Below are 8,111 nucleotides of genomic sequence, written 5' to 3'. Positions count from 1 at the left end.
CGCCACGCACGCGTCCGGTCAGGACGTGCCGGCACCCGGCCCGCCGCCCCCGGCCGAGCCGGTTCCCGGCCCGCCGGGTCCGGACGTCGAGCCGCCGGCCCCCGGCCCGGAAATCCCGGAGGCGCCGCCGCCGCAGCCGGAAATCCCCCATTCCCCCGAGCCCGACGTGGTGCCCGGCCCGGGCCCGGAGATCCCTGACGGGGCACCGGCCGGTCCGGAAGTGTCGGAGCCGCCGCCGTCCGGGCCCGAGCTCCCCGCCCCCGGTCCGAATCTCGGCGGGGCGGGCGCGCCGGCCGAACCGGTGCCGCCGCCCCTCCATCCGCTCGCCGGGCTGTGGGAGAGCGCCGAGCTCTCCCGCCGGCCGGTCCGCTTCCTGTGGCAGACCGATTCGGCGAATCGGTTCCTCTTCGTGTCGCCCGGGCTCGCCCAGGTCGTCGGGCGCAATTCGGAGGTGGTGGGCGAGCGCTGGCAGGACGCCGCCGCGCGGCTCCGGCTCGATCCCGGCGGCCGGATCGGGCGGGCGCTCGGGCGCCGCGACACCTGGAGCGGCCTCACCGCCTGGTGGCCGGTGGAGACGGGGGCGGCGCGCGTGCCCGTCGAACTCACCGGCCTGCCGGTCTTCGGGATCGACCAGTCGTTCCAGGGCTTTCGCGGCTTCGGCGTGCTGAAGCCGGCCGAGGCGCTGATGAGCGCGGCGTTCGAGGCGAGGTTCCCGGAGGCCGAGCAGAAGGTCGCGACGGCGGAGCAGGTTCCTCCCTACGAGGAGACGGTCGCCGCGCAGCCGGTGAACGTCGTGCCGATCCGGGCCGATCTCGACCGGCTGCCGGATTTCGCCCGCCTCTCCCCGCATGAGCGGAGCGCGTTCGAGGAGATCGCCGAGGCGCTGCGGACGCGCATCGACGCGCCGGTCTACCGCCGCGCCGACATGGATGCCGGCGGGCGCGGCGGCCTGCGCGCAGCGGGCTCGGAAGGCTACGCCGCGGGCATGGACCGGGGCGACCGCTTCCCCGGTGCGCAGGACGACCCTGAACCGGCCGGCGACGAGCCGGAGCCGGGCGGCAGGGTGCTCAGGCTGTTCCCGGGCGAGACTGCCGGCCAGCAGCCGGCCTTCGGCCTGCTGCGCGACGGCGGCGTCCGGCCCGCGGATCAGGAGCGGGACCGGGACCGGGAACCGGCGGCGGCAGGGCCTTCCCCGGAATCCGGGCTGTCCGACGCGGCGGAGACGGCGGGGTCGGACGCTGGTCCGGATGAGGGCCGCGGCCCCGCGCCGCCGGGTCCGCCCCATGGCCCGGAGGATCTGGAGCGCCGCCTGCAGGAGCTCGCCTCCGTGCTCGAGGCCTCTGGCGACGGCGTCGCGATCCTGGCCGCGGATGGCGCGGTGGTGCGGCTCGACGCCCGGGCCGAGGCCTTGTTCGGCACATCCAGCGCCGAGGCCGCGGGGCGCCCCTTCTTCGCGTTCTTCTCGCCCGCGAGCCGGGAGGCCGCCGAGGACTATTTCGGGCGCCGCAAGGCGGAGCGGAGCGGGGGGCTGCTCGTCGAGGCGTGCGAGGTCGAGGGGACGGTCGGCGCGGCGACGCTGCCGCTGTCGCTGACGATCGGGCCGATCGCCGGCGAGGGCGGCCGCTATTGCGCGGTGCTGCGCGACGTCTCGCGCTGGAAGCGGGCCGAGGCGGACCTCGTCGCGGCCCGGAAGAACGCTGAGGCGGCCTCGAGCCACAAGTCGGAGTTCCTGGCCCGCGTGAGCCACGAGATCCGCACGCCGCTCAACGCGATCATCGGCTTCGCGGAAGTCATGATCGAGCAGCGCTTCGGGCCGGTGGAGAACGAGCGCTACCGCGAATATCTGCGCGACATCCGCACCAGCGGCGAGCATGTCGTGAGCCTGGTGAACGATCTCCTCGACATCTCGAAGATCGAGGCGGGCCGGCTCGAGCTGAACTTCGAGGCGGTCGCGGTGAACGATCTCGTGCGCGAATGCATCACGCTGATGCAGCCGGAGGCGGGCCGCGCCCACGTGATCCTCCGCTCGAGCCTTTCGAGCGACGTGCCGGCGGTCGTGGCCGATGCGCGCACCCTCCGGCAGATCGTCCTCAACCTGCTCTCGAACTCGGTGAAGTACACGGGCCCGGGCGGGCAGGTGATCGCGTCGACGACGCTCAGGGAGACCGGCGAAGTGGTGCTCCGGCTCCGCGATACCGGCGAGGGCATGACCGAGGAGGAGCTCGAGCGTGCGCTCGAGCCGTTCCGCCAGAACTCGAACGCGATGATCGGCAATCGCGGCGGCACCGGGCTCGGCCTGCCGCTCACCCGCGCCCTCGTCGAGGCGAACCGGGCCGGCTTCCTCATCCGCAGCACGCCGGGCGAAGGGACGACGGTCACCGTGACCTTCCCGCCGGCGCGCGTTCTCGGCGACTGAGCGCGGCTCCGCCGCCGCTCCGCCGGCGCTCCATTGCCGTGCGGAGCCGCTCCGCTAACATTGGATGCGGAGCGGCCGTGGAAGCGGTCGCCCGGCGGGCATCGCGCCGCTGCCCGGAAGTGGAGGAGATCCCCTCGTGACTCTCGACGACCTCATGCGTCAGGCCGGCGGCGGCGGGGCGTTCCGCGCGCTCGCCGGGAAGTTCGGGCTGACGGACGGCGATCTCGACAGGCTCGTCGCCGCCTTCACGCCTGCCTTGCAGAGCGGCCTCGAGGCGAACATGCGCGATCCGGCCGCCTTCTTCCGCCTGATGGGCGAGCTCGCCACCGCCAACGCGGCACGGTTCTACGAGCATCCCGAAAGCGCCTTCACGGATGCGGGCTGGCGGGAGAGCCGGGCGCTGATGGAGCGCATCTTCCAGTCGGAGGACGTTCGCCGCGCCCTCGCGGAGCAGATCAGCGCCGCGACCGGCCTCGCCCAGGCCGTCGCGCGGGAGGCCTTGCCGGCGCTGACGGCGATCGGCCTCGGCGGCATCGAGCGCGTCTCCCGCAAGAACCCGTTCTTCGAGGCGATGCTCCGGCAGGCGGAATCGGCGCCGCGCCCGCCGGCCGGCGGCGGAGCGGCGGCGAAGGGACCGCTCGACCGCTACGAGGAGGAGCAGGCCGAGAAGGAGCGGACCGAGGCCGGCGCCTTCGCGCAGGCTTTCGCCGACAATCCCTTCGTGAAGGCCTATGCCGAGATGGTCCGGCAGGGGACGGCCGGCGCGCTCGATCCGTCGAACCCGTTCCACGCCGCCTTGGCGGCAGCGGCGGCACCGGCTGCCGGAGAGGCCGGCCCCGATCCCGCTGCGGGCGAGGCGCTCGGCCGTGCGCTTCTCGGCGACGCGCTGGAATCGGGCCGGCGCATGGGCGAGGCCTATCAGAAGGCGGTCGCCGCCGCCTTCGCCGCCGGCAAGCCCAAGCCGGACTGACCGCCGGGCCCCGTCTCAGGCGCGCCGCTGCCGCCGCGCCAGCACGAGCACGTTGCCGGCCACGACGAGGCCGATCCCGAGAAAAGCGATCGGCGACCAGTGGTAGTCCTCGAAGAGCGTCGAGACGACGAGCGCGAGGACCGGCGCGAGCACGGCGGTGTAGGCGGCCCGGTCGGGGCCGATCCGGCCGAGCAGCACGAGATAGGCCCAGAACGTGACGACCGAGCCTGGAATCGCGAGCCAGAGCAGCGACAGGACATAGGCCGGGTGCGGGTCGATCGCGAACCGGCTGCCGGCGACGAGGGCGACCGCCGCATTGGCGAGCGCGCCGTAGGCCATGCCCCAGGCGGCGCCGGAAAGGACCGGGATGCCGTCGCGCTGGTTGCGCGCCGCGAGCATGTTGCCGAGGCAGAAGGAGAACGTTCCGCAGACGCCGAGGAGAAGGCCCGTCGCCGGCTTCCAGCCGAGCGCCGTGCCGGCGATCTCGTGCCCGAACAGGCAGGCCGCGCCGGCGACGCCGATGAGCGCGCCGAAGGCGACGCGCGGCCGCAGCGGCTCGCGCAGGACGGTTACGGCGAGGACGATGTTGATGACGGCCGCGAGCGAGAAGATGACCGAGAGCAGGCCGGACACCACGAAGGCGCCGGCATTGTAGAACAGCACGAAGTTGGTGGAGAACATCAGCACGCCGATGCCGGCGAAGCGCAGATGGGTCCGCAGCGGGAAGAGGAGCGGCGCCCCGAAGGAGCGCGCCACCACGGCCATGATGGGCGCCGCGAGCAGGAACCGCCAGACCAGCGAGACCTGGGGCGCCACCGTGCCGAGCTGCAGCTTCAGCGCGATCCAGGTCGTGCCCCAGAGGAGCACCGTGGCGCCGAAGAGCGTGTAGTCGCGTGCAGCGTTGGAAGACCTGGCCGGGCTCTGAGGTGAAGGCATGTCGGGCATCCGGCGGATCGGAGGGGAGGACCCCCGCACCCGCACGTCAGTAGGCGTATTCGTCGAAGATCGGTTCCACGGAATGGCCCCAGCGGGTCTCGTATTGCCGCAGCAGGCTCTCCGCGGGCGTGTGCCCGAGCGCGATGGTCTCCTCGAGCGGCGCGAGATAGCCGGTCTCGTCGGCGACGCCGTTGCCGGCGATCGCGCGCCGCCTGAGGCCGTCCTGCGCGAGCCCCACCGCCTCCCGCGCGATCGCGAGCACGCTGGTGTTGCGGAAGGTTGTGGCGAGTCCCGTCCTCGGCACGGCGGCGCGGAGCGCCTCGCGCTCCTCCGCGCTCCAGTCCGCGATCAGGTCCTTGGCGGCGGAAAGCGACGCCTCGTCGTAGAGCAGCCCGACCCAGAATGCCGGCAGCGCGCAGATCCGCCGCCAGGGACCGCCGTCGGCGCCCCGCATCTCCAGATAGGTCTTGAGCCGGACCTCGGGAAAGAGCGTGGAGAGGTGGTTCTTCCAGTCGCCCATGGTCGGCGTCGGTTCCGGCAGGCCCTCCGGATGGCGTCCCGCCATGAACTGGCGGAAGGTGACCGAGGTCATGTCGTGGTAGCGGCCGTCCCGCACGACGAGATACATCGGCACGTCGAGCGCCCAGTCGACGTAGCGCTCGAACCCGAATCCGTCCGCGAAGGCGAAGGGCAGCATGCCCGTCCGGTTCGCGTCGGTATCGCGCCAGATCTCCGCCCGGTAGGAGAGATAGCCGTTCGGGCGTCCGTCGGTGAAGGGCGAATCGGCGAAGAGCGCCGTCGCGATCGGCTGGAGCGCCAGGCCGACGCGCATCTTGTCGCGCATGTCGGCCTCGCTCGCATAATCGAGGTTCACCTGGATCGTGCAGGTGCGGAACATCATGTCGAGGCCGAGCCCGCCGACCTTCGGCATGTAGTTCGCCATGATCTTGTAGCGCGACTTCGGCATGACCGGCGTCTGCTCGCGCCGCCATTTCGGGCTCATGCCGAGGCCGAGAAAGCCGATCCCGAGCGGATCGCCGATCTCGCGGACCTGCGCGAGATGGGCGTGGACCTCGCGGCAGGTCTGGTGGATGGAGCGCAGCGGCGCCCCGGAGAGCTCGAACTGGCCGCCGGGCTCCAGCGAGATCGCCGCCCCGCCGATCGGATCGACCAGCCCGATGATGAGGCCGCCGTCCATGATCGGCTCCCAGCCGAGCAGCGCCTGCATTCCTTCGAGCAGGGCACGCACCCCCTTCGGCCCCTCATAGGGCACCGGCCGGTGGCCGTCGTGATAGAAGCCGAACTTCTCGTGCTCGGTCCCGATCCGCCACTTCTCCTTCGGCTTGCAGCCCGATTCGAGGTGCGCGGCAAGCTGGTCCCGGGATTCGATCGGCGTCAGGTCGGCAGTGTCACGCGCCATGCGGTCCCCTCGGAAAACGGCGCGCGAACATAGTCGCGGCACCATGACCCCGCAAAGACTTTCGGCGCGTTGATGGAAACGCGCGGAAGCGTCATTCTGTCTGGATCGATGGAGGAGCCGATGCGGTCGACCGCCAGCTGGAGCGGGCTTGCCCTCGCACTCGGGCTTGCCTGCCTCTCTTCGGTGCCGGCCCGCGCCCAGAGCGGATTCCTGGAGCGCTTCGCGGGCAAGTGGGAAGGTTCGGGCGAGGTCCGCCGGAACCTCGATTCCGGCCCGATGGGAATTTCCTGCAGCCTGAGCGGCGCGAGCGCGGGCGACAGCGCGACCGTCAGCGGCCGCTGCCGGGCGCTCGCCATCTTCTCGCGCCAGATCACGATCGAGCTTCGCGAGAACCCGAACGGCAAGGGCTATGTCGGCCGCTATCTCGGCTCGAGGATCGGGCCGGCCGCCCTCAGCGGCACGCGGAACGGCCGCGACCTCAACCTGACCATCCGCTGGCCGAAGCCGGTCAACGGCGATCTGACGGCCCAGATGACCATCCGCATGGACGAGAGCGGCGGCATGAGGCTCGTGGTCGCCGACCAGCCTTCCGGCGGGGGCGCGCCCGTCCAGACGACGGACATCAGCCTGGCGCGGCAATAGGCTCAGCGCCAGTCGCCGAGCACGGCCTGGACGATCGCGAGCGCCGCCACCGCGGCCGTGTCGGCGCGCAGGATGCGCGGTCCGAGCGAGATCGCCGTCACGAACGGCTCGCGCAGCAGCATGCCGCGCTCCTGCGCGGAGAAGCCGCCTTCCGGACCGATCAGCACCGCCATCGGCCCCGGCGGCAGCGCGGCGAGCGCGCGGACCGGATTGGCGACCGGCGCCGCCTCGTCGCAGAGGATCAGCCGCCGGCCGGCATCCCAGGCCCCGAGCGCCTTCTCCAGCGACACCGGCTCGTCGACCGCCGGGATCGTCAGCACCCCGCACTGCTCGGCGGCCTCCACCGCGTTCGCCGCCATGCGCTCCGTGTTCACGCGGCTCGCCTGGGTGTGCTGGGTCAGGACGGGCCGGAGCCGGCCCGCCCCCATTTCGACGGCTTTCTGGACCATGTAGTCGAGACGCGCCTGCTTGAGCGGCGCGAAGAGATATTGAAGGTCGTAGGGCTCGGGCTGCGGCCGCGCCTGCGCCTCGACGCGGATCAGGCAGCTCTTGCGGCCTGCCTCGGCGATCGCGGCCCGCCATTCGCCGTGGCGGCCGTTGAAGACGAGAAGCGGGTCTCCGGTCCGCATCCGGAGCACGTTGACGAGATAGTTCGCCTGCGCCCGGCTCGCCTCGAAGGCGGCTCCCTCGACGAGCGGCTCGTCGACGAACAGGCGTTGCGTGCGGAAGTCGTAGGCCATCCCGAATCCAGGCGCTGCCCTTCCCCGCTTGAACGTGGCGGCGCGAGGCGTCAAGACTGCCGGCATGGCCGGTTCCCCCTCGAACATCGCCGAGTACACCGTCTCCGAGCTTGCCTTCGCGCTGAAGCGGACCGTCGAGGACGCCTACGAGCAGGTGCGCGTCCGCGGCGAGATTTCCGGGTTCCGCGGTGCGGCCGGGTCGGGCCATTGCTATTTCACGCTGAAGGACGACCGCGCCTGCCTCGATGCCGTCGTCTGGAAGACGACGTTCCAGCGCCTCCGCTTCAAGCCCCAGGAGGGGCTGGAGATGGTCGCCTCCGGAAAGCTCACCACCTATCCCGGCCGCTCCCGCTACCAGATCGTGGTGGAAAGCCTGGAGCCGGCCGGTCAGGGCGCGCTGATGGTGCTCCTGGAGGAACGGCGGAAGCGCCTGGAATCCGAAGGCCTCTTCGCCGAGGCGCGCAAGCGCCCGTTGCCGTTCCTGCCCTCGGTGGTGGGCGTCGTGACCTCGCCGACGGGCGCCGTCATTCGCGACATCCTCCACCGCCTGCGCGATCGCTGCCCGTGCCGCGTGCTGGTCTGGCCCGTCAGGGTGCAGGGCGAGGGGGCGGCCGAGGAGGTCGCCGCCGCGATCGCCGGCTTCAATGCGATCGCGCCCGGCGGGCCGGTGCCGCGGCCGGACGTGCTCATCGTCGCGCGCGGCGGCGGCTCGATCGAGGATCTGTGGGCGTTCAACGAGGAGGTGGCGGTGCGCGCGGTCGCCGCCAGCCGGATCCCGACGATCGCCGCCGTCGGCCACGAGACCGACTGGACGCTGGTGGATTTCGCAGCCGATCTCCGCGCCCCGACCCCGACCGGCGCCGCGGAGAAGGCGGTGCCCGTCCGCGCCGAGCTCCTCGCCGGCGTCGCCGACCTCGCGCGCCGCCACCACGGCTCGCTGCGGCGGCTGGTGGACTATCGCGCACGCGAGCTCGCGGCGGCCGCGCG

7 protein-coding genes are annotated in these 8,111 nt (G+C 72.3%); 4 read left to right on the top strand and 3 right to left on the bottom strand.

The genetic code is table 11. The annotated features are described in order from the left end of the window. Both E4O86_RS21340 and E4O86_RS21335 read left to right on the top strand, forming a co-directional pair. The coding region (locus E4O86_RS21340; RefSeq protein WP_205521027.1) for an ATP-binding protein at window positions 1–2,416 on the top strand (2,416 nt) is incomplete at its 5' end. A gap of 136 nt (window positions 2,417–2,552) precedes the next feature. Further along, the gene (locus E4O86_RS21335) at window positions 2,553–3,386 is read left to right on the top strand and encodes a DUF937 domain-containing protein (protein WP_161142569.1); all 834 of its coding nucleotides are present in this window, start codon (window positions 2,553–2,555) and stop codon (window positions 3,384–3,386) included. 15 nt (window positions 3,387–3,401) lie between these two features. Here the strand turns inward: E4O86_RS21335 and E4O86_RS21330 are convergent, their stop codons facing one another. Together E4O86_RS21330 and E4O86_RS21325 are read right to left on the bottom strand one after the other, a co-directional pair. Continuing rightward, window positions 3,402–4,322, bottom strand: coding sequence for a DMT family transporter (locus E4O86_RS21330; protein ID WP_161142568.1), 921 nt, complete (start codon window positions 4,320–4,322; stop codon window positions 3,402–3,404). Between the two features lie 46 nt (window positions 4,323–4,368). Then, a complete protein-coding gene (locus tag E4O86_RS21325; protein WP_161142567.1) occupies window positions 4,369–5,742 on the bottom strand; it encodes a glutamate--cysteine ligase in 1,374 nt (457 codons plus the stop codon). Window positions 5,743–5,862: 120 nt separating this feature from the next. Here E4O86_RS21325 and E4O86_RS21320 point away from each other — a divergent pair, with 120 nt between their 5' ends. Beyond that, window positions 5,863–6,384 carry a hypothetical protein gene (locus tag E4O86_RS21320; protein WP_161142566.1) on the top strand — a complete coding sequence of 174 codons (522 nt, stop codon included), beginning with the start codon at window positions 5,863–5,865 and terminating at the stop codon, window positions 6,382–6,384. A gap of 2 nt (window positions 6,385–6,386) precedes the next feature. Here the strand turns inward: E4O86_RS21320 and E4O86_RS21315 are convergent, their stop codons facing one another. Continuing rightward, window positions 6,387–7,124 (bottom strand): 16S rRNA (uracil(1498)-N(3))-methyltransferase, encoded by a 738-nt coding sequence (locus E4O86_RS21315; protein WP_161142565.1) that lies wholly within the window; start codon window positions 7,122–7,124, stop codon window positions 6,387–6,389. Between the two features lie 64 nt (window positions 7,125–7,188). Here E4O86_RS21315 and xseA point away from each other — a divergent pair. Further along, window positions 7,189–8,111: exodeoxyribonuclease VII large subunit (gene xseA, locus E4O86_RS21310; protein ID WP_161142564.1), on the top strand; the 923-nt coding region annotated here is incomplete at its 3' end.

The sequence above is a fragment of the Propylenella binzhouense genome (genome assembly GCF_009866965.1).
In the GTDB taxonomy this organism is placed as follows: Bacteria; Pseudomonadota; Alphaproteobacteria; order Rhizobiales; family Afifellaceae; genus Propylenella; species Propylenella binzhouense.
Note: the sequence above shows the minus strand (reverse complement) of the source record. Positions and strands in the feature narration are given on the sequence as shown.